The organism is Rhizobium sp. 05N430, from assembly GCF_056396985.1.
The window spans coordinates 497,967-520,134 of the sequence record NZ_JBFTMO010000003.1 but is presented as its reverse complement, the minus strand read 5'-3'; the positions used below and the strand labels follow the sequence as shown (position 1 = coordinate 520,134).

General features: G+C 59.8%; 20 protein-coding genes, 1 tRNA gene and 1 riboswitch. Of the genes, 15 read left to right on the top strand and 6 right to left on the bottom strand.

Features of this window, described 5'->3' with window-relative positions; translation table 11 throughout:
- Positions 1 to 108: 108 nt before the first annotated feature.
- The gene (locus AC1DJO_RS09995; protein ID WP_477970197.1) at positions 109 to 1,320 is read left to right on the top strand and encodes a regulator; all 1,212 of its coding nucleotides are present in this window, start codon (positions 109 to 111) and stop codon (positions 1,318 to 1,320) included.
- 10 nt (positions 1,321 to 1,330) lie between these two features.
- Here the strand turns inward: AC1DJO_RS09995 and AC1DJO_RS09990 are convergent, their stop codons facing one another.
- Positions 1,331 to 1,756 carry a hypothetical protein gene (locus tag AC1DJO_RS09990; RefSeq protein WP_477970195.1) on the bottom strand — a complete coding sequence of 142 codons (426 nt, stop codon included), beginning with the start codon at positions 1,754 to 1,756 and terminating at the stop codon, positions 1,331 to 1,333.
- A gap of 9 nt (positions 1,757 to 1,765) precedes the next feature.
- Complete coding sequence (ppk2, locus tag AC1DJO_RS09985; RefSeq protein WP_112514029.1) at positions 1,766 to 2,647, bottom strand: polyphosphate kinase 2; 882 nt, start codon at positions 2,645 to 2,647, stop codon at positions 1,766 to 1,768.
- 236 nt (positions 2,648 to 2,883) lie between these two features.
- Here ppk2 and phoR point away from each other — a divergent pair, with 236 nt between their 5' ends.
- The 7 genes from phoR to phoB all read left to right on the top strand — a co-directional run bounded on the left by phoR (position 2,884) and on the right by phoB (position 10,605).
- Positions 2,884 to 4,104 carry a phosphate regulon sensor histidine kinase PhoR gene (gene phoR, locus AC1DJO_RS09980; protein WP_112514028.1) on the top strand — a complete coding sequence of 407 codons (1,221 nt, stop codon included), beginning with the start codon at positions 2,884 to 2,886 and terminating at the stop codon, positions 4,102 to 4,104.
- A gap of 198 nt (positions 4,105 to 4,302) precedes the next feature.
- Positions 4,303 to 5,337: a substrate-binding domain-containing protein gene (locus AC1DJO_RS09975; RefSeq protein WP_112385348.1), complete on the top strand. Its 1,035-nt coding sequence runs from the start codon at positions 4,303 to 4,305 to the stop codon at positions 5,335 to 5,337.
- Positions 5,338 to 5,497: 160 nt separating this feature from the next.
- Positions 5,498 to 6,979: a phosphate ABC transporter permease subunit PstC gene (pstC, locus tag AC1DJO_RS09970; protein WP_477970193.1), complete on the top strand. Its 1,482-nt coding sequence runs from the start codon at positions 5,498 to 5,500 to the stop codon at positions 6,977 to 6,979.
- Entirely contained in the window at positions 6,976 to 8,298 is a 1,323-nt protein-coding gene (gene pstA / locus AC1DJO_RS09965) for a phosphate ABC transporter permease PstA (protein WP_477939077.1), read from the top strand. Before pstC ends, pstA begins: the two co-directional genes overlap by 4 nt.
- A gap of 15 nt (positions 8,299 to 8,313) precedes the next feature.
- Positions 8,314 to 9,129 (top strand): phosphate ABC transporter ATP-binding protein PstB, encoded by an 816-nt coding sequence (pstB, locus tag AC1DJO_RS09960; RefSeq protein WP_112385351.1) that lies wholly within the window; start codon positions 8,314 to 8,316, stop codon positions 9,127 to 9,129.
- A gap of 46 nt (positions 9,130 to 9,175) precedes the next feature.
- Positions 9,176 to 9,889: a phosphate signaling complex protein PhoU gene (gene phoU / locus AC1DJO_RS09955; protein WP_112385352.1), complete on the top strand. Its 714-nt coding sequence runs from the start codon at positions 9,176 to 9,178 to the stop codon at positions 9,887 to 9,889.
- A 32-nt stretch (positions 9,890 to 9,921) separates the two neighbouring features.
- Positions 9,922 to 10,605, top strand: a complete 684-nt coding sequence (gene phoB / locus AC1DJO_RS09950; protein WP_112385353.1) for a phosphate regulon transcriptional regulator PhoB — start codon at positions 9,922 to 9,924, stop codon at positions 10,603 to 10,605.
- Between the two features lie 66 nt (positions 10,606 to 10,671).
- Here phoB and AC1DJO_RS09945 read toward each other — a convergent pair whose 3' ends face one another.
- Complete coding sequence (locus AC1DJO_RS09945) at positions 10,672 to 11,208, bottom strand: GcrA family cell cycle regulator (RefSeq protein WP_112385354.1); 537 nt, start codon at positions 11,206 to 11,208, stop codon at positions 10,672 to 10,674.
- A 426-nt stretch (positions 11,209 to 11,634) separates the two neighbouring features.
- Here AC1DJO_RS09945 and AC1DJO_RS09940 point away from each other — a divergent pair, with 426 nt between their 5' ends.
- The 3 genes from AC1DJO_RS09940 to AC1DJO_RS09930 all read left to right on the top strand — a co-directional run bounded on the left by AC1DJO_RS09940 (position 11,635) and on the right by AC1DJO_RS09930 (position 14,878).
- Positions 11,635 to 12,834 carry an acetylornithine transaminase gene (locus AC1DJO_RS09940; protein WP_477970191.1) on the top strand — a complete coding sequence of 400 codons (1,200 nt, stop codon included), beginning with the start codon at positions 11,635 to 11,637 and terminating at the stop codon, positions 12,832 to 12,834.
- 39 nt (positions 12,835 to 12,873) lie between these two features.
- The gene (gene argF, locus AC1DJO_RS09935; protein ID WP_112385356.1) at positions 12,874 to 13,791 is read left to right on the top strand and encodes an ornithine carbamoyltransferase; all 918 of its coding nucleotides are present in this window, start codon (positions 12,874 to 12,876) and stop codon (positions 13,789 to 13,791) included.
- 94 nt (positions 13,792 to 13,885) lie between these two features.
- Entirely contained in the window at positions 13,886 to 14,878 is a 993-nt protein-coding gene (locus tag AC1DJO_RS09930; protein ID WP_477970189.1) for an Hsp33 family molecular chaperone, read from the top strand.
- Positions 14,879 to 14,881: 3 nt separating this feature from the next.
- Here the strand turns inward: AC1DJO_RS09930 and apaG are convergent, their stop codons facing one another.
- Together apaG and AC1DJO_RS09920 are read right to left on the bottom strand one after the other, a co-directional pair.
- Positions 14,882 to 15,274, bottom strand: a complete 393-nt coding sequence (gene apaG / locus AC1DJO_RS09925; protein WP_112385358.1) for a Co2+/Mg2+ efflux protein ApaG — start codon at positions 15,272 to 15,274, stop codon at positions 14,882 to 14,884.
- A 212-nt stretch (positions 15,275 to 15,486) separates the two neighbouring features.
- Complete coding sequence (locus tag AC1DJO_RS09920; RefSeq protein WP_310293145.1) at positions 15,487 to 16,671, bottom strand: O-succinylhomoserine sulfhydrylase; 1,185 nt, start codon at positions 16,669 to 16,671, stop codon at positions 15,487 to 15,489.
- A gap of 42 nt (positions 16,672 to 16,713) precedes the next feature.
- Positions 16,714 to 16,792, bottom strand: a riboswitch (SAM riboswitch).
- Positions 16,793 to 16,865: 73 nt separating this feature from the next.
- On the opposite strand from AC1DJO_RS09920, the gene AC1DJO_RS09915 reads away from it, so the two are divergent.
- From AC1DJO_RS09915 to AC1DJO_RS09900, 4 genes are all read left to right on the top strand, one after another.
- Positions 16,866 to 17,960: a 2'-deoxycytidine 5'-triphosphate deaminase gene (locus AC1DJO_RS09915; RefSeq protein WP_477970187.1), complete on the top strand. Its 1,095-nt coding sequence runs from the start codon at positions 16,866 to 16,868 to the stop codon at positions 17,958 to 17,960.
- A 43-nt stretch (positions 17,961 to 18,003) separates the two neighbouring features.
- Positions 18,004 to 18,077: transfer RNA gene (locus AC1DJO_RS09910), tRNA-Gly, on the top strand.
- Positions 18,078 to 18,403: 326 nt separating this feature from the next.
- Positions 18,404 to 19,315 (top strand): hypothetical protein, encoded by a 912-nt coding sequence (locus AC1DJO_RS09905; protein ID WP_477970185.1) that lies wholly within the window; start codon positions 18,404 to 18,406, stop codon positions 19,313 to 19,315.
- 69 nt (positions 19,316 to 19,384) lie between these two features.
- Entirely contained in the window at positions 19,385 to 20,383 is a 999-nt protein-coding gene (locus tag AC1DJO_RS09900; protein ID WP_477970183.1) for a glycosyltransferase family 2 protein, read from the top strand.
- 21 nt (positions 20,384 to 20,404) lie between these two features.
- On the opposite strand, the gene AC1DJO_RS09895 is transcribed toward AC1DJO_RS09900, so the two are convergent.
- Entirely contained in the window at positions 20,405 to 22,150 is a 1,746-nt protein-coding gene (locus AC1DJO_RS09895; RefSeq protein WP_477970181.1) for a glycosyltransferase family 2 protein, read from the bottom strand.
- Positions 22,151 to 22,168 lie beyond the last annotated feature (18 nt).

The following is a 22,168-nucleotide window of genomic DNA, read 5'->3' as shown; positions in this document are numbered from 1 at the left end:
GGCGGCGTGCCGGAGGCTTGCGGTTTGGCGCTGTTGCCGCTACCGGATTTTGTTAGGCATTTGTAAAGATTTGAGCGGAATGCCGGTTTCAAGAGTGAAGGATCGCACGTGAGCGGATTAGAAACGGCCATCAGAACGGCACTTGGCAATTCCGATCGCGACAATCCAGAGATCCGCGCCAGAATCTATCAGTCCGCGCGCCAGGCGCTGGAGGCAGGGCTGCGCAAGCAGGACGTCACGGATCGCGACGCCGTCGCCCATCACCGCCACCGGCTTGAGACGACGATCCACATGATCGAGGCCGAGGAGCGCGAGCGCATGCATCCGCGCCAGGGGCCGCCGGAAGTGCCGGTGCCCCCCGTCGTCGAAGTGCCCGAACCCTATCATCATGAAGCCCCGTCGCCTGAGGCGGCCGCGCCGGAACTGGCAGGCGAGACCCGCCATGCAGAAGAGCCGCGCAGCGCCTATGACGATGCGAGCCTCGACGGCGTGCATGCCGGTGCTGCCGATCACCTGGGTGCTGCACCCGCTGCGGAGGAAGGCTTTGCCGCCGAACCGCGTCCGGCGGCCAAGGCTGCGGCTCCCGGCAATATGGATTTCCGCCCGGAAGGGGCGGCCAAGCGCCGAAAGCCGCGCAAGTTTTTCTCCAGGCTTCTGGTCTGGTGCGTGCTGATCGCCTTTATCGGCATGGGGGCCTGGTGGGCGCATAAGTCAGGCCTGCTGCTGACGGCCGCGGAGCGCGATACCAGCGTTGCCAATCCGCCTGCCAGCACCCAGCCTGAGGATTTCGACGGCAGCCAGAGCGAGACGGCAGATAATTCCGGCAACCACACCGACGAGCCTGTAACCATCGACCCGCAGAACAGCTTCTCATCCGAATGGATCGAGGTCTTCAAGCCATCCGATGCCAACAAGATCGCCAATGGTGCGCAGGCGCATACGGAAAACGTCACGGAGAACGACGCGGCTGCCGTCCGGCTGATTTCGCAGAGTAACGGCGCCGACGGCAATATCGGCATCACCGTGCCCGCCGCCGTGCTGCAACAGCTCGCCGGAAAGTCGTCGACCATCGCCATCACCCTGCAGTCGACCACCGACGAGCCGACGCAAATCACCGTCGAGTGCGATTTCCAGACGCTCGGGAACTGCGCCCGGCACCGTTTCAGCGTCACGCGGGAAAAGTCGGATGCGCTGCTGCAGGTCAGGTTTGACCGCTCTCTGGCGCCGAGCTCGGATGGCAAGCTGCTGATCAACAGCGATGTCGATGGCAGGGCTCGCGGGATCAATCTCTACGCGGTGCGTATCCTGCCCGGGCAATAAGCAGGCTCGATCAGCTGCCGGCGGGCGCCTGGCTGAGCAGGATCGAGAGGTCCTGCGGCGTATCCTCGACGATGCCGTCGAAGCCACAGCTTTCACGAACGATCTGCGCCGGTGCGCCGCCGGAAAGCCGCAGGCCGACGATCACGTTGGTATAGCCGTCCCAGATCTGCGGCGCCGGCTTGTATTTCCGTTCCCAGCGCGCCTCGATGATATGGCGCTCGACGCTCTTGCCGGTGAGCACCTGCTCGATCTCAAGACGGAAGAGCGCGTCCTTCTGCTCCGGGCGGCTCTGGTAGCCGACAACTTTAGCCCTGACGATCGTATCTGACCGATAGAGCACGCTGTAATCGACGTCCTGCAGCAGCACGCAGGCATGTGCCTGTGCGGCGAGCACAAATACCGTCAAAAATCCGCCGATCGCCGCTGCAGGCCGCATTAACCCATCCTATTTCAGAAAGCCGGGACCCGAGCCGATGATCTTCTCGTCGAGTTCGCCGAGCGCGCTCTTGTCCTTGCCGTCGTAGTCCATCGTCTTCAGCATGTGGCGAAGCAGGTTGATCCGTGCTCTCCGCTTGTCGTTGGCGCGGATGACGGTCCAGGGCGCGAATTCGGTATGCGTCGCTTTCAGCATCCGGTCGCGCTTGTCGCTGTAGTCGCCCCATTTCGTCAGTGCCGCGATATCCATGGACGATAGCTTCCAAACCTTGAGCGGGTCGTGTCTGCGGTCGTGAAAGCGCTTCAGCTGCATCTCGCGGCCGATATCCAGATAGAACTTGAAGAAATGAATGCCCTCGTGGGCGATCACCTTCTCAAGTTGCGGCGCCTGTTCGAGGAAATCCTCGTACTGCTTCGGCGTGCAGAAACCCATGACCGGTTCGACACCGGCGCGGTTATACCAGGAGCGGTCGAAGAGCACGAATTCGCCGGCCGTGGGAAACTGGCTGATATAGCGCTGGAAATACCATTGACCGGCTTCGCGTTCGGTCGGTTTCGCCAGCGCGACGACGCGGGCAAGACGCGGGTTCATGCGGGCAGACGATGCGGAAATCGCGCCGCCCTTGCCGGCGGCATCCCGGCCCTCGAACAGCGCCATCACCCGCTTGCCAGTTGCCTGCAGCCAGAACTGCACCTTGACCAGTTCGATTTGCAGCTTCTCGAGGTCTTCGAGATAGTCTTCTTCCTTCAGCTTCTTCTTGTAGGGAAAGTCGCCGGATTCGAGCGCGTTGTCGCTGATCCAATCGGGCAGGACCGGATCATCGACGTCGAAGACACGCTTCTTGCCCCTGATCTCTAGTTCGACTGCGCGGCTTTCGACATCCTCGCCCATGATTTCCTCCAGCAACGTCGGCTTTTGAGCAGGCGATCATATTTCGTGTGAAAAATCAAATCTCTCGGGGAATTCAGAAAAAGCTGTGTGTTTCCACGGCTTGTTTCGCAGCTGGTGGCCGCAGCCGAAAACTTCTGTCATGAATCAGCGCTATCAGGCAAAGTTTGAAGCGATAAACAGGACCCGATGCGGGCGAGGGGCACGTGGAAGAGGAAACGCCGTGGACATCGGGGCTGATGGCCCGCATCAGGCAGGAACGGCCAGTGCTTCTGGCCGCGCTCGTCATCGGAATGGTGGCGCTGGCGGCAGACATGAATAAATGGGGCGTCCTGGCCCTTGTTGCCCTCATGCTGCTTGTCGTCATCATGAATGCCGAGCCCGCCGTGCAGGCGAAGCTCGCCGAACTGCCCGTTCCTGAACCGGAAGCGCCGAAAAGCCGTCTGCCGGAGGTTTCCGCAACGCTTGCCGGACTGGACATTCCCGTCATGGTGCTCTCGGGCGATGCCTCGGTGCTGTTCCAAAACCGGGCGGCCGAGAAGGCCTTCGGCGAGATGATCATCGGCGCCCATATTTCCGCCCGTCTCCGTTCGCCCGGCATTCTCGACATGGTGCGCGAAACCATCGTCACCAACGCGCCGAACCAGATCGAGCATTCTGAGAGGCTCCCCTCCGAGCGGGTCTACATAGTCCGCAGCGCGCCGATCGATCTTGGCGGTGGCGAAAATGCCGAGCATTTCTTCATCCTGTCCTTCCGCGATATTTCCGAGGTGCGTCGTATCGACCGCATGCGCTCGGACTTCGTGGCCAATGCCAGCCATGAGCTGCGCACGCCGCTCGCCTCCCTGCGCGGCTTCATCGAGACCATTCAGGGGCCGGCAAAGAATGATGCGAAAGCGCAGGAGCGCTTCCTCGGCATCATGTTCGACCAGACGACGCGCATGAGCCGGCTGGTTGATGATCTATTGTCTCTGTCGCGTCTAGAGCTGAAGTCGCATATCGCGCCGGATGAGAAGGTCGATCTTGTCCCCTTGCTCGGCCATGTCCGGGATTCGCTCGCCCCGCTGGCCAAGGATGTGGGCGTCGAGATCAACCTTCATCTGCCGGAAGGTCAGGCCGAAGTGCTCGGCGATCGCGACGAACTGGTGCAGGTCTTCGAGAACCTGATCGAAAACGCCTGCAAATATGGCCAGGAAGGTAAGGCCGTCGATGTGACGGTCAAGAACGGGTCCGGACAGCCGGTTGAAGTTACCGTCGCCGACAAGGGGCCTGGCATTCCGGCAGAGCATGTTCCGCGCCTGACCGAGCGCTTTTACCGCGTCAGCATCGAGGACAGCCGGTCGAAAAAGGGCACCGGCCTGGGGCTTGCCATCGTCAAGCACATCCTCACGCGTCATCGTGCACGGCTGATCGTCAAGTCCGAGGTTGGCAAGGGAACGGCCTTTACAGTGCGGTTTTGACATAAAGCCGCAACACATCCATAGCATCGAAAATTTTTATTATTACATTTCAATAATTTAACCTGTCACAAATGTTTCACCAAAGTGACATAAAAGCTCTGTGCATCAGGGGCTAAAGAGTGGCTGCCGATGAAAAAAGGCAATGCGAGGGCCCTGGGGGGCCTGCCCACACAAAGCCCAATGCCGGGAGATTTTTTGATGAACACGCTTAAACTTACCGTTGCCGCTCTCGCCGCAACCGTTGCTTTTGCAGGCGCTGCAGCCGCTCGCGACCAGATCCAGGTTGCCGGCTCGTCCACCGTTCTGCCTTACGCAAAGATCGTCGCTGAATCCTTCGGCGAAACCTTCACCAACTTCAAGACGCCGGTCGTTGAATCCGGCGGCACGGGCGCTGGCCTCAAGGAATTCTGCAAGGGAGTTGGCGAAGACACCATCGACGTTGCAAACGCTTCGCGTCCGATCAACAAGAACGAACTGGAAGCCTGCAAGACCGCCGGCGTCACCGACATCCAGGAAGTGAAGATCGGTTATGACGGTATCGTCTTCGCAACCGACTCGTCCAACCCTGACGTCGCCTACGTTCCTGAGGACCTCTACAAGGCTCTGGCCGCTCAGGTCGTCGTTGACGGCAAGCTCGTTGCCAACCCCTACAAGAAGTGGTCGGAAGTCAATCCGAAGCTCCCCGCTGTTGATATCGCTGCCTACATCCCGGGCGAAAAGCACGGCACCCGCGAAGTCTTCGAACTGAACGTTCTGGCCGCCGGCTGCAAGGCTTCCGGCGCACTCGACGTCATCGCCAAGGAAATCACCGACAAGGCCGCTCAGCAGAAGGCTTGTGTCGCAGTCCGTAAGGACGGCGCTGCAGTCGATATCGACGGCGACTATCCGGAAACGCTGGCACGCATCGCTGCCAACAAGACCGGCGTGGGCGTATTCGGCCTCTCCTTCTACGAAAACAACGCTGACAAGCTCAAGGTTGCTTCGATGAGCGGTATCGTTCCGTCGACCGAGACCATCGCTGACGGCACCTACCCGGTTTCCCGCCCGCTGTTCTTCTACGTCAAGAAGGCACATCTCGGCGCCGTTCCGGGCCTGAAGGAATACGTCAACTTCTTCGTATCCGACCAGATGATCGGCCCCGACAGCCCGCTCGTCGAATACGGCCTCGTTGCCGCTCCGGACGCCGAGCGCGAAGAGATCCGTAAGGCCGTCGAAGCCGAAAAGACGATGTAATCAATAAGCCGGCGCGGTGCCTTGGGGGGTGCCGCGCCGGTTTTCGACTGAGGTACCCTTGCCCGGTCAGGCGCAAGGTTTCGAGTTTCTCCATGATTGGGAAGCCGGCGGCGATATCGCAGCTCGTGCTTTTGGGGCCGAGCGCCTGGGGACGTAAAGAATGAGCACATCCATTATACTCTTGTGTCTCGTGGTGCTTGGCGCGCTGGCCTATGTGGCCGCCCGCAGCCGGGCCACGGCACTTGCCGGGGGCAAGTCTTCCGTGCTGCATTCGCGGCCGGGTTATTACGGCGCTTATGCCGCCATCTGGGCCATCCTTCCGGCCCTGATCGTTCTCTGTGTCTGGCTCGCCGCCAGCCCAGGCATCATCGAATCCACCGTCCGCAAATCCTTTCCCGACGATGTAAAGGCGAAGACCACTGCCGAGCAGGATCTGAGCTACAGCATGGTCGCGACCGTCGGCCGCGGCCTGAACCTGCTGACACCGGAAGAAGTCACGGCAGTCGGTTCCGACACCAAGGCGGTTCAGGCTAAGCTCAACGAGAAGGGCGTTCCGCTCGCCGGTGAGCCGCAGCCCTACATGCTCGATGCCGCCAAGCTGCTGAATGCCGAAAGCGCCTCCAGCCGTCTCATCATGAGCGCCATCGTGCTCGTACTTGCTGTCGGCGGCGCGCTCTACGCCCTGCGCGGCGTCAAGCCGCGCTTCAGGGCCCGGAACCGCGTCGAGCGCGTCATGCTATGGGGTCTGTTGCTGTCTTCGTCGATCGCCATTCTGACGACCATCGGCATCGTTCTGTCGATGTTGTCTGAAGCCATTCGCTTCTTCGCCAGCGTTCCCGCCGCAGACTTCTTCTTCGGCACCGTCTGGGATCCGCGCTTCGCGGGTGCCGGCAGCTCGTCCTTCGGTCAGTTCGGCCTGATCCCGCTGTTGCTCGGCACGCTCTATATCGGCGCCGTAGCCATGCTGGTCGCCGTACCGGTCGGCCTTTTCGCCGCCATCTACATGGCCGAATACGCCTCGCCGAAAATTCGCTCGCTTGCCAAGCCGCTGCTCGAAGTTCTGGCCGGTATCCCGACCATCGTCTACGGCTTCTTCGCGCTCGTCACCGTCGGCCCGTTCCTGCGCGATCTCTCCTCGCAGGTCAGCGGTCTCCTGACCGGCGACTACACGAACTTCATCCAGGCACAGAGCGTTCTGACCGCCGGTATCGTCATGGGCATCATGCTGATCCCTTACGTGTCCTCGCTGTCCGACGATATCATCACCGCCGTGCCGCGTGCGCTGCGTGACGGTTCGCTCGGCCTCGGCGCAACGCGCTCCGAAACCATCAAGAAGGTCGTACTACCGGCCGCTCTTCCGGGGATCGTCGGCGCGCTTCTGATGACCGCATCGCGCGCCATCGGCGAAACCATGATCGTCGTGCTTGCGGCCGGTGTTGCCGCCCGTATCCAGATCAATCCGTTCGAGCCGATGACGACGGTGACGGTCAAGATCGTCAATCAGCTGACGGGTGACCTCGAGTTCACCTCGCCGCAGACGCTGGTCGCCTTCGCGCTCGGCATTACGCTCTTCTTCATCACGCTTTGCCTCAATATCTACGCGCTCTACATCGTGCGCAAATACCGGGAGCAGTACGAATGACGAATATTGTTTCTCCCGTTGCAGGCATCACTGTCTCCAAGGCTCCGGCACGCCGCGACATCGGCATCAAGCGCCGCTATGCCGCAGAACGCCGCTTCCAGGCCTATGGCATCGCTGCCATCTCTTTTGGCCTGATCTTCCTGGCGATCCTGCTCTCGACGGTCATCCGCCAAGGCTATACCGCCTTCCAGCAGACGGCGATCACGCTTCCGGTGGAATTCACCGAAAAGACGATCGACCCGAGCAACAAGCGTGCGACCGATCCGTCGGTTCTCGTCTCCGCCAACTACGGTGCCCTGCTGCGTGACGCCATCGTCAAGCAGCTGAATGTCAACGCCGCGAGCCGTCCTGACGTCCGCGATGCTTCGGCCATGCTCTCCAAGGGTGCGCCGATCCAGCTGCGCGACATGGTCGTTTCCGACCCGTCGATCATCGGCAAGACGGTCAATGTCACGGTGCTTGCCGACGCCAATATCGATAGCGCCAGCAAGGGCCAGATCGACCTCAGCGTCGATGAGAAGAACCGCAAGGTGAACGACAAGCAGGTCGGCTGGATGAACGAGCTTAAGGCGAGCGGTGCTCTCTTCAAGCAGTTCAACACAGGCCTGTTCGTCAATGGCAATTCCAGCCGTCCGGAAGCAGCGGGCCTGGGCGTTGCGCTCATCGGCTCGCTCTACCTGATGCTGATCGTTCTGGTTCTTGCTCTGCCGATCGGTGTCGCCGCCTCGATCTATCTCGAGGAGTTTGCGCCGAAGAACAAGCTGACCGATCTGATCGAGGTCAACATCAACAACCTCGCTGCCGTTCCGTCGATCGTTTACGGTCTGCTCGGCCTCTCCGTCTTCATCAACTTCATGGGCCTGCCGCGCTCCGCGTCGCTTGTCGGTGGTCTGGTGCTGACGCTGATGACCCTGCCGACCATCATCATCGCCACGCGTGCTGCGCTTCGTGCTGTGCCGCCGTCGATCCGCTCGGCCGCCCTCGGTCTCGGCGCATCGAAGATGCAGATGGTGTTCCACCACGTTCTGCCGCTTGCCATGCCGGGCATCCTGACCGGTACCATCATCGGCCTGGCGCATGCGCTCGGCGAAACCGCGCCGCTTCTCTTGATCGGCATGGTCGCCTTCGTTGCCAATGCGCCGACCACGCCGCTCGATCCGTCCACGGCACTTCCGGTCCAGGTCTATATGTGGGCCAACGAAGCCGAACGCGCCTTCGTGGAGCGTACCTCGGGTGCCATCATCGTCCTGCTCCTGTTCCTAATCGTCATGAACATCGGAGCCATCCTCTTGCGCCGTCGCTTTGAGCGCCGCTGGTAAACGGAGTAGAAACCCATGAACATGTTGACAGAAGCAGCAGTTGAGAAGGCTCTGGACCAGAAGATGAACAGCATCCCTTACAAGATGATCGGCCAGGACGTTTCGGTCTATTACGGCGAGAAACGTGCGCTTTTCGACGTCAAGCTGAACATCCGCGAAAACACCGTGACTGCGCTCATCGGTCCGTCCGGCTGCGGCAAGTCCACCTTCCTGCGCAGCCTGAACCGTATGAATGACACGATCGACAATTGCCGCGTCACCGGCAAGATCACGCTCGATGGCGATGATATCTACGATCCGGATATCGACGTCGTCGAACTTCGCGCCCGCGTCGGCATGGTGTTCCAGAAGCCGAACCCGTTCCCGAAGACGATCTATGAAAACGTCGCCTACGGCCCGCGCATCCACGGTCTCGCCAAGTCGAAAGCCGACATGGACCAGATCGTCGAGACCAGCCTGCAGCGCGCCGGTCTCTGGAACGAGGTCAAGGACCGTGTGCATGAATCCGGCACCGGCCTCTCCGGCGGTCAGCAGCAGCGTCTCTGCATCGCCCGCGCCGTCGCCGTCAGCCCCGAAGTCATCCTCATGGACGAACCCTGCTCGGCGCTCGACCCGATCGCCACGGCAAAGGTCGAGGAGCTGATCCACGAGCTGCGCGAAAGCTACACGATCGTCATCGTGACGCACTCCATGCAGCAGGCGGCCCGCGTCTCGCAGCGCACCGCCATGTTCCACCTCGGCAACCTCGTCGAGGAGAACGACACCGACAAGATGTTCACCAATCCGGACGATCCGCGCACCCAGGACTACATCATGGGCCGCTTCGGCTGATCTTTGGCGTCACGACTTCCGATAGAGACACTCAAGGACATTTCCCATGGCATCGACACATATCTTTTCTGCATATGACGAAGATCTGAAGTTCCTGACCCGCCGCATTTCCGAAATGGGCGGCCTGGCGGAACAGATGGTCTCCGACGCTGTGCGCGCGCTGGTCAACGGCGATGGCGCACTGGCGCAGAAGGTCATCTCCGACGACGTGATCCTCGATCACGCCGAGCGCGAGATCAACGACAAGGCGATCGTCACCATCGCCCGCCGCCAGCCGATGGCGTCGGACCTGCGCGAGATCATGGGTTCGATCCGCATCGCCGCCGACCTCGAGCGCGTCGGCGATCTCGGCAAGAACACCGCCAAGCGCGTCATCGCCGTGCAGAGCACCGGCGTTCCGCGCAAGCTCGGCCGCGGCCTGGAGCATCTCTCCGAACTGGCGCTCGTCCAGCTCAAGGAAGTGCTCGACGTTTACACGACGCGCGCCGCCGACAAGGCGAAGTCGATCCGCGAGCGCGACGAGGAAATCGACGCGATGTACACCTCGCTGTTCCGCGAGCTCCTGACCTACATGATGGAAGATCCGCGCAACATCACCAGCTGCACGCATCTGCTGTTCTGCGCCAAGAACATCGAACGCATCGGCGACCACGCCACCAACATCGCAGAAACCATCTACTACATGGCGACCGGCGCCCAGCCGGAGGGCGAGCGTCCGAAGGACGACACCGCCAACACCGTCGGCGCGGTCACGGAATAATATCCGGACCGGGCCTCAGGAGACAGAACAGAATGATCCCGAGAGTTGCAGTCGTTGAAGACGAAGAAGCACTGAGCGTGCTTCTTCGTTACAATCTCGAAGCCGAAGGTTTCGAGGTCGACACCATCCTGCGCGGCGATGAGGCGGAAATCCGCCTTCAGGAGCGGACGCCGGACCTTCTTATCCTTGATTGGATGCTGCCTGGCGTATCAGGCATCGAGCTTTGCCGTCGGCTGCGCATGCGCCCGGAGACCGAGCGTCTGCCGATCATCATGCTGACGGCGCGCGGCGAGGAAAGCGAACGCGTTCGCGGCCTCTCGACCGGTGCCGACGACTATGTCGTCAAGCCGTTCTCGACGCCCGAGCTCGTCGCTCGCGTCAAGGCGATGCTGCGCCGCGCCAAGCCCGAAGTTCTCTCGACCGTGCTGAAATGCGGCGATATCGAACTCGACCGTGAGACGCACCGCGTTCATCGCAAGACCCGCGAAGTCCGTCTCGGACCGACCGAGTTTCGCCTGCTGGAATTCCTGATGGCCTCTCCCGGCCGCGTCTTCTCGCGCTCGCAGCTTCTGGATGGCGTCTGGGGTCACGACATCTATGTCGACGAGCGCACCGTCGATGTCCATGTCGGCCGTCTGCGCAAGGCGCTGAACTTCTCCAACATGCAGGATGTCATCCGCACCGTTCGCGGCGCTGGATATTCGATGGAAGCTTGAAGCTCTCAGGTATGGGACACAAAAAAACGGGCCGTAAGGCCCGTTTTTCGTTTGTGCTTACCCGGCTCAGTTTGCCCGTGCCGCTGCCCTGCGGCGCTCGTTGACCGGCTGGTAGGCCAGGCGCTGGTGGTAGGTGCAGTAAGGCGAAGAATCCGGGCTTTCGCAGCCGCAGAAGTGGAAATCGTCCTTCAAGGGATCGCCGACCGGCCACTTGCAGGTGCGCTCGGTGAGCTCCGTCAGGCCGAGACGGCGGGAAATCGGGACGATCACGTTCTTGGCGGGACGGTATTCCATCTCCTCCATGACGTCGATCTCGATCTCTTCCTTCAGCATCGTCGCGCCCTGCTGGCGGGTGACCGTACGGGTCGTCGCCAGACGCGATGCGTAGGTTGGGGCGCGGGGTGCTGCCGCCGTACGCTTGGGAGCGCGGGCAGCCGTGGCGTTGCCGCCGGCCTTCGCACGGCCCGGCAGCGCCAGACGGTGAACCTTGCCGATAACGGCGTTACGGCTGACGCCGCCAAGCTGGGCAGCGATCTGGCTCGCGCTCAGCCCTTCGGACCACAGTTTCTTGAGTTTCTCGACCCGCTCGTCTGTCCAGTTCATGCCCTGTGTCTCCGCCGTTTAAGCGTTGCGAAGGCAGAATCCCTCACTGTTTGCCCCGAACGAATCCGGCACAAGAAACGCTTGACTAATTTTGGTGACTAGTTCCGCCGCATGCAGTCTAGTAATTGAGTTTTAACCTAGTGTGAGGCTGACTCCGTGACAAGAGTCGCAGGAATCCGGATGAATCGAATTCGGGGTTTTCCCCAACTTGCTTCCCCTGAGAGTCATTTCTGCAACATTAGCTGTTGATAAAACGCGACATTGCTTGAGCGTCTCTCAGAAGCCACGAAAGCCGCAGTTTTGTTGACATTGCAGTGCGAAAAGTAAATAGTGCCAGTCGCCGCCGAAAGGCGGCATTTTTAATTTTTCGGACCTGGTTTTTTAGCCGGAGTCCGGTTGCCCGTAACGCTGACAGGAGACCGCGCCATGGCTGAAGCCGCGCCGCTATATGATACCTATTCTCGTGCCCCATTGCGGTTCGAGCGAGGTGAAGGCGTGTGGCTGATCACCGAAACTGGCGAACGATATCTGGATTTCGGTGCCGGCGTCGCGGTGACCTCGGTCGGCCACAGCAATCCGCATGTCGTGGATACCCTGAAGGCACAGGCCGACAAGGTCTGGCACCTGTCCAACATCTATGAAATCCCCGGGCAGGAAAAGCTCGCCAGGCGGCTGACGGAGGCGACTTTCGCCGACAAGGTGTTCTTCACCAATTCAGGCGCGGAAGCCCTGGAATGCGCGATCAAGACCGCACGCCGCTACCAGTATTCGAAGGGCCATCCCGAGCGCTTCCATATCATCACGTTCGAAGGCGCCTTCCACGGCCGGACGCTGGCAACGATCGCTGCCGGCGGGCAGGAGAAGTATCTGGAAGGCTTCGGCCCCAAGGCGCCGGGTTTCGACCAGGTGCCCTTCGGTGATATCGACGCCGTCCGCGCCGCAATCACTGATGCGACCGCAGGCATTCTGATCGAGCCGGTTCAGGGCGAGGGTGGCATTCGCCCGGTGACCACCGAGTTCATGAAGGCGCTGCGCGCGCTCTGCGACGAGAAGGGCCTGCTGCTCATTCTCGACGAGGTCCAGACCGGCGTCGGCCGTACCGGTAAGTTCTTTGCCTATGAGTGGTCCGGCGTGACCCCTGATATAATGGCTGTCGCCAAGGGCATCGGTGGCGGCTTCCCGCTCGGCGCCTGCCTGGCAACGGCGGACGCTGCGTCCGGCATGAAGGCCGGCACCCACGGTTCGACTTATGGCGGCAATCCGCTGGCCATGGCCGTCGGCGGCGCCGTACTCGACATCGTCCTTGCCGAAGGCTTCCTGCAACATGTCCGTGATGTGGCTCTGGTCTTCCGCCAGGGCCTCGCGTCGCTCAAGGATCGTTATCCCGACGTCATCGAGGATATCCGCGGCGAAGGTTTGTTGCTCGGCATCAAGGCTGCTGTCCCCTCGACGGAGCTCCTGGCTGCCATCCGCGGCGCGCATCTGCTCGGCGTTCCCGCCGGCGACAACGTCGTGCGCCTGCTGCCGCCTTTGGTCGTCACTGCCGAGGAGGCCCGCGAGGGTCTTGCCCGCATTGAGCAGGCTGCCGAAAGCATTCGCGCATCGAAGGCCAAGAAGACGGCTTGAACGGATAGATGCCTTCCGGGGCAAACAGGTAAGGACGACATGGCTTCCCCCAAACACTTCCTCGATCTTTCGGCGATGAGCTCTGCCGATCTGCGCGTCATCATGGACGACGCGATGCTGCGCAAGCAGGCGTTCAAAGCAGGCAAGGGCGACAAGCCGCTGGCCGGCAAGATGCTGGCGATGATCTTCGAAAAGCCCTCCACCCGGACGCGCGTCTCCTTCGACGTCGGCATGCGCCAGCTGGGCGGTGAGACGCTGTTCCTCTCGGGCACCGAGATGCAGCTCGGCCGCGCCGAGACGATCGGCGACACGGCCAAGGTTCTGTCGCGCTATGTTGATGCGATCATGATCCGTACGACCGAGCATCACCGGATGCTGGAACTTGCCGAACACGCGACGGTACCGGTGATCAATGCACTGACGGACGATACGCATCCCTGCCAGATCATGGCCGACATCATGACCTTCGAAGAGCATCGCGGCCCGGTCAAGGGCAAGACGATCGCCTGGACCGGCGACGGCAACAACGTGCTGCATTCGCTGGTCGAAGGAGCTGCCCGTTTCGGCTACCGCATGAACATGGCTGTCCCCCTTGGTTCCGAGCCGAAGGATCACTATCTGAACTGGGCCCGCAATGAGGGCGCCGAAATCATGCTCAGCCATGATGCCGACCGTGCGGTCGAAGGCGCCGATTGCGTGGTAACCGATACCTGGGTCTCCATGAATCAGGAACATCGGGCTCGCGGTCACAACGTCTTCCAGCCCTATCAGGTCAATCAGGCTTTGATGGCGAAAGCAGGCAAGGATGCATTGTTCATGCATTGCCTGCCGGCCCATCGTGGTGAGGAAGTGACGGACGATGTGATCGATGGCCCGCAATCCGTGGTCTTCGATGAAGCGGAAAACCGTCTTCATGCGCAGAAGTCGATTCTTGCATGGTGCCTGGGCGCGATCTGAACCATATTGGACGCCACATCCGGCCTGATGGCCTGGTGGCCGCGCGAGCGGGAAGACAGCTTGGTCTGCCGCTCTGACGACTAGGAGTAAGACCATGGCAGACACAGCCGCCGCTCTCAACGAGCTTCATTTCGCCGGCGATGATCACGTCGTCCCCTTTCAGGTCGAAGGCCTGGATGTGCGTGGCCGCGCCGTCCAGCTCGGCCCGATGCTCGACGCCATCCTTGAGCGCCACCACTATCCCGCACCCGTCGCCCGGCTTCTGGCCGAAGTCGTGGTCCTGACGGTTCTGCTCGGCACGTCGCTGAAATTCGAAGGCAAGTTCACGGTGCAGACCAAGGGCGATGGCCCGGTCGACCTGCTTGTTGCCGATTTTGCCACACCCGAGAACGTACGCGCCTATGCACGCTTCGATCAGGCGCTGCTCGATCAGGCGATCGCCGCCGGGCAGACCGAACCTGAGCAGCTGCTCGGCAAGGGCGTGCTGGCCTTCACCATCGATCAGGGTAAGTTTAGCCAGCCCTATCAGGGCATCGTCGAACTCGACGGTACCTCGCTCGAGGATATCGCCGGTGTCTATTTCCGGCAGTCGGAGCAGATCCCGACGCGTGTCCGTCTGGCGGCTGCCGAACTTCTCGACCGCGACAGCAGCGGCAAACCGCGGCATCGCTGGCGGGCAGGGGGGCTTGTCGCTCAGTTCCTGCCGGAAGCGCCCGAGCGCATGCGCCAGCCGGACCTGCATGGCGGGGATGGCGACGAGCTCGCGGCGGGCGTCAAGGAAGACGATGCCTGGGCAGAAGCCCGCGCCATGGTCGAGACCATCGACGCCGACGAGCTGACGGATCCGCTGGTCGGAACCGAGAGGCTTCTCTATCGCCTGTTCCATGAACGCGGCGTGCGGGTTTTCGAGGCCAAGCAGGTCTATGACCGCTGCAGCTGTTCGCGTGAAAAGATCGGCGGCGTTCTGAAGGGCTTTTCGGTCGAGGAAATCGAGGCCAGCCAGGAAAACGGCGAGATCGCCGTAACCTGTGAATTCTGCTCGACCACCTATCGTTTCGAGCCGGCGGAACTGCAGCCGGCCGAATGACGGTCAGTTCAGCACTCTGAGAAGGCCGGGCGAATCCAGGGAGAAGGCGGGTATCTCGACATCGAAGAGCTCGCCTTCGTCCGTTTCCATCTGGTAATGGCCGAACATCAGCCCCGATGGCGTATCGAGCGGGCAGCCGGACGAATATTCATAGGTATCGCCGGGCTCCAGCCGTGGCTGCTCGCCGACGACTCCAGGTCCCGTTACCTCGTCGACCACACCGTTCTGGTCCGTTATGTTCCAGTAACGGTTGACGAGTTTGACCGATAGGCCGGAATTGTTGCTGATGACGATGCGGTATCCCCAGACATAGCGATCGTCGTCCGGATCGGATTGCTCCTCCAGATAAAACGGCTCGACAACAACTTCTATATCGCGTGTGAGGGCCCGGTACATGCCTTACACCTTAGTCGGGATATCTTACTCGTATCTTATACGGCATTGGCTCCGTCAAGAAATGCCACCGTATCATCAGCCAAATACAGGCGATTGCACGCCGTTTTGATTGTTAATCCTAACATTCAAAGTTAATGACTCTAATAAAGCAGAGCTGACTGAAGCTTTAGGTGGGGCGGGCCGCCGGACCGGCAAGTCCGGCGGCTTACTGCTTAAGCCGGGATCTTCGACAGAGCCTGGGCGAAATCTTCAAGCAGATCGTCGGTATCTTCGATGCCTGCCGAAAGACGCACGGTGCCGGCCGAAATGCCGAGTTCGGCACGCGCCTCATCCGAGAGGTTCTTGTGCGTTGTCGTCGCCGGATGCGTGATCAGGCTGCGCGTATCGCCGAGATTGTTGGAGATCGTCACCACATCGAGTGCGTTCTGCAGCTTGAAGGCAGCTTCCTTGCCTCCCTTCAGCTCGAAGCAGACCAGCGTCGAGCCGCCGGTCATCTGCTTGGCGATGATGTCGGCCTGCGGATGGTCCTTGCGGCCGGGATAAATGACGCGGGCAACCTGCTTCTGCTCGGCCAGGAAATCGGCAATCTTTGCGGCATTCCTGGTCTGCTGGGCCACACGCAGCGGCAGCGTCTCGATGCCCTTCAGGAGCGTCCATGCGTTGAACGGCGACATGGCCGGGCCAGTATGGCGGAAGTAGTCGTGCAGGTGCTCGTCGATCCACGCCTTGTCGGAGAGCACGACGCCGCCGAGGCAGCGGCCCTGGCCGTCGATATGCTTGGTCGCCGAATAGATGACGATGTGAGCGCCGAGCTCCAGAGGCTTCTGGAAGAGCGGCGTCGCAAAGACGTTGTCGACCACGACCTTGGCGCCGACCTGGTTGGCGAGCTTGGCAACGCCGGCGATATCCACGATCTCGAGTGTCGGGTTGGTCGGGCTTTCCAGGAAGAACACTTTGGTCTTCGGCGTGATCGCCTTTTCCCAGTTTTCCAGGTATCGGCCGTCAACGAGCGTGCATTCGATGCCGTATTTCGGCGCCAGCGTCTCGACCACCCAGCGGCAGGAGCCGAAGAGGGCGCGGGCCGCAACGATATGATCGCCAGCCTTCAGCTGGCAGAGGATTGCAGCGGTGACGGCGGCCATGCCGGAGGCCGTGGCGCGTGCATCTTCCGCACCCTCGAGTGCGCACATGCGCTTCTCGAACATGTCGTTGGTGGGGCTGCCGTAGCGGGCGTAGATGAAGCCTTCGGTCTCGCCCTTGAAGCGGGCCTCGGCCGCCTCCGACGTGTCGTAGACGAAGCCTTGCGTCAGGTAGATTGCCTCCGACATCTCGCCATATTGCGAGCGCAGAGTGCCTCCGTGAACGAGTTGGGTTGCAGGGCGCCAGGACTTGCTCATGCCATCACCTCAAAAACAAAAAAAACCGGCCGCAAAAGCAGACCGGTTTCATACCCGGTCTTTTTAGCCACTTATTTAACGTGGCTGCAAGCCGACCGGCCAAATCACCACGGGATAAAGCTGCAATACTGCCGTTAGCTGCTTGCGTCAATTCCCCGTATTTGGTTTTGTCGGCCACGAACTATGGATGGAGCATGATGGCTCGCGAAACTGGAATTTTGGCCGACCGTGCCATTGCCGCGTTGTTTGAGACCGGCCGACTGATCTCCGAACGGGAACTCGACCGTGACCAGATCCAGCCGGCAAGCCTCGATCTGCGCCTCGGCGCCAAGGCGTTCCGGGTGCGCGCCAGCTTCATGCCTGGCCCTTCGCATCTGGTGTCGGACAAGCTCGATCGCCTGAGCCTGCATGTCATCGACCTCTCCGAAGGGGCTGTCCTCGAAACCGGCTGCGTCTATATCGTTCCCCTGATGGAGCGTGTCGATCTGCCTGCCGACATGTCGGCCTCCGCCAATCCGAAGAGCTCCACCGGCCGCCTCGATATCTTCACCCGCGTCATCACTGATTACGCCCAGGAATTCGACAAGATCCCGGCCGGCTATTCCGGCCCGCTCTATCTCGAAATCAGCCCGCGCACTTTCCCGATCGTCGTGCGCCGCGGCTCGCGCCTGTCGCAGATCCGCTTCCGTGTCGGCCATTCCATTCTCGGCGAACCGGACCTTCAGGCGCTGCATGACAGCGAGACGCTGGTGGCCAGCGCCAAGCCGAATGTCTCAGGCGGCGGCATTGCCCTATCGATCGATCTCGCAGGCGACAAGGAAGGCCTGATCGGCTATCGCGGCAAGCACCACACCGCCGTCGTCGATGTCGACAAGAAGGCCCAGCACGACATTTTCGATTTCTGGGAGCCGCTCTATAGCCGCGGCCGCAACGAGCTGATCCTCGACCCGGACGAATTCTATATCCTCGTCTCGCGCGAAGCCGTGCACGTGCCCCCGCATTACGCCGCTGAGATGACGCCCTTCGACCCCTTGGTTGGCGAATTCCGAGTCCACTATGCCGGCTTCTTCGACCCGGGCTTCGGCCACGCACCGGCGGGCGGTCGCGGCAGCCGCGCCGTTCTCGAAGTGCGCAGCCACGAGGTCCCCTTCATCCTCGAAGACGGCCAGATCGTTGGCCGCCTGATCTACGAGCACATGCTGGAAAAACCCGAAAGCCTCTACGGCTCCGGCCTCGGCTCCAACTATCAGGCCCAGGGCCTCAAGCTGTCGAAACACTTCCGCATCTGACCGCCTTGACACCGCCTCCCATCTGTTGGAAGGCTTCAGGCATGCGGGTGTAGCTCAATGGTAGAGCAGCAGCTTCCCAAGCTGAATACGAGGGTTCGATTCCCTTCACCCGCTCCAGCAACTTCAATAACTTAAGTATATCGGCGTTTCACTTGCGCGAGTCGGCTCGTGCTTTGGCAATCGCGCGGCTGGTTTCGAGCCCGTCGCCGCAGCTGTACTTTTTCGTCATTTTTCGGTCGTATGGGTGGCGAGATCGCTTGCTAGTTTCAACGATCCAGTAGCCTCGACTGTTTCGGAAACAGCTCCCGCTCGCGTGTCCATGGACCATACGTTACTGGGAACGCCGGCAGCATCGCGAACCTTCCGGAACTTCTCTGCGTATCGATTTCCCCCTAAAGGCTGTCGGTGGGTCAGGCGCAGATCCGGCCATTAACAAGGCGGCATTGGAAGCTGCGCTCGCGGCTGGTCCAGTATTGCTGCCTGCTAAGACCTACCAAGTCTCGGGCATATCCGTCACGGGAAAGTTGGTGCTGGAAGGATCCGGAGCCGACAGTAAACTCGTAGTAACTGGCGCTGCAGCGGGCATCTATGTTGCCGTCCCGGCCTGGAATGTTGGGACCATCCTGCGAAATTTCTCCATCGAACCCGCTCTTTCCGGCGGCGGTACCAATGGCATCCACTTCGAGCAGACCCATGCAGATGGTTACATGGCTGGCTGGGGTATCAGCGGCATTCATATGGACCTCACGAAGAAATGGGGATCGAGGTCGATATATTTAGATAATGCGATAGCATTCCCGGATGGCTTCTTCACCGGTCTAATCGAGCTTTGCAAGATGACCTGTGGCCCGAACGGGGGCATCGTTGGGAATTATATTGGCGACAGCATCACAATCCAGAAAAACGCTATCAACGACGGCACGGGTGTCGCGATCAATTGCAAACAGGTTTCTGGTGCGCGGCAGTTGGTTATTGAGGACAACAACCTGACATCGAGAAACGGACAAATCTACCTTGAGGCCTGCGGTCAGGCGATCGTCAATCGCAACTGGTGCGAACATCCAGCTTATCTCGGCGAATTCACGGGGGGCAGCGTGGTCAAGGGTGAGGTAACTCTTGCCAGCTGCTACATGTGCGACGTCAGCTATAACACGATCGTCGGAGGCTCCGGGCAGCCCGGTCCAGATGGCGTTACGCCGATCGGCGACGCATCGTATGGTGTTCACCTTACCGGCACGACCCAGCTATCATTGGTTGGCCCGCGAAACTGGATTGCCGCATGTGGGATCAGCCGCATTCAGGACGTTTCGTCGAGTGGTACCAATTCAGGGACTGGGGCTAATGTACTGGCGTAAAGGCACCCGGATGAGATTGACCTAGCCGTGCAATCCTCTATCGGTATCGTGCAACCGTGAGAGGGTTCAATGCCAGCAGTCAGCGTCATCATCCCAACCTACAATCGCGCGCATTTTATTCTCGATGCGGTTCGAAGTGTCCTGGACCAGTCATTTCAGGACATTGAGGTTTTGGTGGTGGATGATGGCTCCACGGACGACACGTTGGCTGTCTTGGCGACAATTGAGGATAAACGCCTTCGCGTATACCCTAGTGTTAACATCGGGAGATCAAGCGCACGAAACATGGCCCTGAGTTTCGCCACAGGCGAGTTCATTGCTTTCAACGATAGTGACGATCTCTATTTGCCGGGCAAGCTGGAGATGCAAGTCAAGTACATGCGGGAGAATCCGAAGGTTGCAATGATCTACACCGCGGCAACCCACATCGATGACAACGGCAACCAACTGCCTGGTCGATACGACGCGAGGGCGTCTGGTGACATTTACTACAAAGTCGCCTTTTTTCGTCCGATAACGATCGCTTTGCCGACCGTATTGGTTCGGGCTGAAACCGTGCGGGACGTCGGGGGATTTGATAGAGATCAGACCCGCTTCGAGGACACGGATTTGTGGCGCCGCATATCAAGGGATTACCGAGTGGATGGTATCGACACCGAGACCTGCGCGATAAGGACACACGGCGGTAACGCCCTGCGAGGCTTGGATCCTGACGACATTTGGACACAACTAATTTATTACGTTGTCAAGATAAAAGCAGAAGATAGGGATCACCGTAGGTTCACGCGCTTGGGGATTTCCAGATTATACATGTACTACTCAAACGCGTTCGCGACTGTGCCTGAGTGGGGAAATCGATGGGAAAAGCTGTTCAACGATAGCTGGCGAGAGATTCCGTTTGGCCGCTATATTTTGCCGATCGCGATGTACAGGCGCAAAAATCGAGACTTTTTCCCTATCATAGTCGCAAGAGTGCTTTACTATTTATACGCCAGAAAGATGCACTTTCTGAACTTCGCTTACCAGCACTTTGCCAAACTGCGAAACCGGCTGCGCTCGCTCAGGTAGGTTTGCAGCCAGCGTTCAAAATCAGGCGACAAGTCTGCGAAGCTTCCTGACATAGGGTCTGATAGTGACGACCAAGCGGTGCAATATCGTGACCTTAGCAAGCTTTCCCCGCACATAGCCCCACACAATGACCTTCAACTTCGGCTTGGGTAGTATCAGTCGCTCGAGTTTGGGATCAAGTTTGACCGCAGCCGCGAGTATGATGCCTTTGAGGTTTTCAGCATTCTTACCGTGGTCGTCGTGGGCGGCGACATAGGACGCGATGTTGAGATGCCCCAACACAGCTTTTGCCTGGCTTACTGACGCACTGGTCGGCATGACGCGAATGCGGGAGAGCGGCGCGTCAAGTCCAAGAACCTCTGTCTCAGCTGCGATGTCTATCCAGGTGCAGATGTCCTCACCATACGAGATGGTGGATGGAAATGGATGTCGGGCCAATAACTCCTTGGTGGCCATCACGGTAGGCATCGCAATCGGGCATTGATCGATAATCTTCGGGTAGACGTTACCGGAGAAGCGGCCCGAGGGCGCAATATCAGTATTGGCCACACCGCTCTCACACATCGTTGAATACGATGTGTGAGAGAAACGAACGCCTTTTTGCAACATCGCCCCAAGCTGTTGTTGCACCTTCTCAGGAACAAAGACGTCATCAGAGTCGAGAAACGCCACGTAGGCAGCGGTAGCCTCCGCCACGCCTCGGTTTCTAGCAGCGCCGGCTCCACTATTTGGCGTGAAAACGTATCGGACTCGCTGGTCCTCAGATGCAGCGGCTTTCAAGTCGGTAACGTCGTCGGTCGATCCGTCGTCGATCAACAATATCTCGATGTTCTGATGTGTCTGTGCCCGAGCGCTGGCAAGGGCTTCTTTTGTCCATTCGATCCGGTTGAAGAACGGGATGACGATCGACACCTTGACTGTGGTCAAAATCTCATCGGCTAGAGAGGTGCAGAAACGCTCCGCGTCAGTGAGGTTGGCACCCTTCATGATATCGGCAGTGTTGCGGTAGAAACGGAACGGACTATCGTCTACCCCGATTGCCTCGTCGGGCGAAACGGACCGCACCATATCGATCCAGAGTTCATTCGCCTCGTCGTTGCGGCTGGGTATTGAGGTCGTACCCTGGTTTGGATGAACGCGACTCTTGATCAAAATCTCTGGCTCATATGAGAACCGGCAGCAACGGGCCATCTTGAACCAGAGGGCATAGTCCTGCGTCGTCTTCAGAGTCGGATCGAAAGGCCCGACGCGTTCGAAGCACTCTTTCGCAATCAGCATGGCGCAGCCGTTCAGTAGTCCACGAAGGACCGGGAACAGCGGCGTATTCAGCTTCTTGATTCCCGCGACATTATGAGGCAAAACCTGCGTCATCGGCTTGCCATTCTCTTTGATGAGTTGGTAGCCGCCATAGACGATTGTGGTCTTGTCATCTATCTTCGCAAGGTGGGCCACTTGGTGCTCCACTTTGTTCGGCAAGTAGAGATCATCGTGACTAAGCCAGGAGAAGTATTCACCTCGCATGTGCGAGATTCCGGTATTCAAAGCGGCGCCGCACCCGCCGTTTTCCTGCGCGATATAGCGGATCTTATTCCCGTATCGGTGCGCTACAGCTTCTGTCTTTCCGCCATCCGTCGACCCGTCGTTTACAACGATGATTTCAAGGTTCTGGTAGGTCTGCGCGAGAGCAGAGTCGATGGCCTCGGCAAGGAAATTTGACCCGTTATAGACAGGGATCACAATCGAGACGAGCGGATTGAAGTCGGTCACATCGATGCCTTTAAAGTT

Coding starts and splice junctions, on each gene's coding strand:
- phoB (WP_112385353.1), top strand. CDS start 9,922: ATGATCCCGAGAGTTGCAGTCGTTGAAGACGAAGAAGCACTGAGCGTG.
- AC1DJO_RS09990 (WP_477970195.1), bottom strand. CDS start 1,756: ATGCGGCCTGCAGCGGCGATCGGCGGATTTTTGACGGTATTTGTGCTC.
- apaG (WP_112385358.1), bottom strand. CDS start 15,274: ATGTACCGGGCCCTCACACGCGATATAGAAGTTGTTGTCGAGCCGTTT.
- argF (WP_112385356.1), top strand. CDS start 12,874: ATGGCTTCCCCCAAACACTTCCTCGATCTTTCGGCGATGAGCTCTGCC.
- AC1DJO_RS09975 (WP_112385348.1), top strand. CDS start 4,303: ATGAACACGCTTAAACTTACCGTTGCCGCTCTCGCCGCAACCGTTGCT.
- pstA (WP_477939077.1), top strand. CDS start 6,976: ATGACGAATATTGTTTCTCCCGTTGCAGGCATCACTGTCTCCAAGGCT.
- pstC (WP_477970193.1), top strand. CDS start 5,498: ATGAGCACATCCATTATACTCTTGTGTCTCGTGGTGCTTGGCGCGCTG.
- ppk2 (WP_112514029.1), bottom strand. CDS start 2,647: ATGGGCGAGGATGTCGAAAGCCGCGCAGTCGAACTAGAGATCAGGGGC.
- AC1DJO_RS09945 (WP_112385354.1), bottom strand. CDS start 11,208: ATGAACTGGACAGACGAGCGGGTCGAGAAACTCAAGAAACTGTGGTCC.
- AC1DJO_RS09940 (WP_477970191.1), top strand. CDS start 11,635: ATGGCTGAAGCCGCGCCGCTATATGATACCTATTCTCGTGCCCCATTG.
- pstB (WP_112385351.1), top strand. CDS start 8,314: ATGAACATGTTGACAGAAGCAGCAGTTGAGAAGGCTCTGGACCAGAAG.
- AC1DJO_RS09915 (WP_477970187.1), top strand. CDS start 16,866: ATGATGGCTCGCGAAACTGGAATTTTGGCCGACCGTGCCATTGCCGCG.
- AC1DJO_RS09900 (WP_477970183.1), top strand. CDS start 19,385: ATGCCAGCAGTCAGCGTCATCATCCCAACCTACAATCGCGCGCATTTT.
- phoU (WP_112385352.1), top strand. CDS start 9,176: ATGGCATCGACACATATCTTTTCTGCATATGACGAAGATCTGAAGTTC.
- AC1DJO_RS09930 (WP_477970189.1), top strand. CDS start 13,886: ATGGCAGACACAGCCGCCGCTCTCAACGAGCTTCATTTCGCCGGCGAT.
- phoR (WP_112514028.1), top strand. CDS start 2,884: ATGGCCCGCATCAGGCAGGAACGGCCAGTGCTTCTGGCCGCGCTCGTC.
- AC1DJO_RS09920 (WP_310293145.1), bottom strand. CDS start 16,671: ATGAGCAAGTCCTGGCGCCCTGCAACCCAACTCGTTCACGGAGGCACT.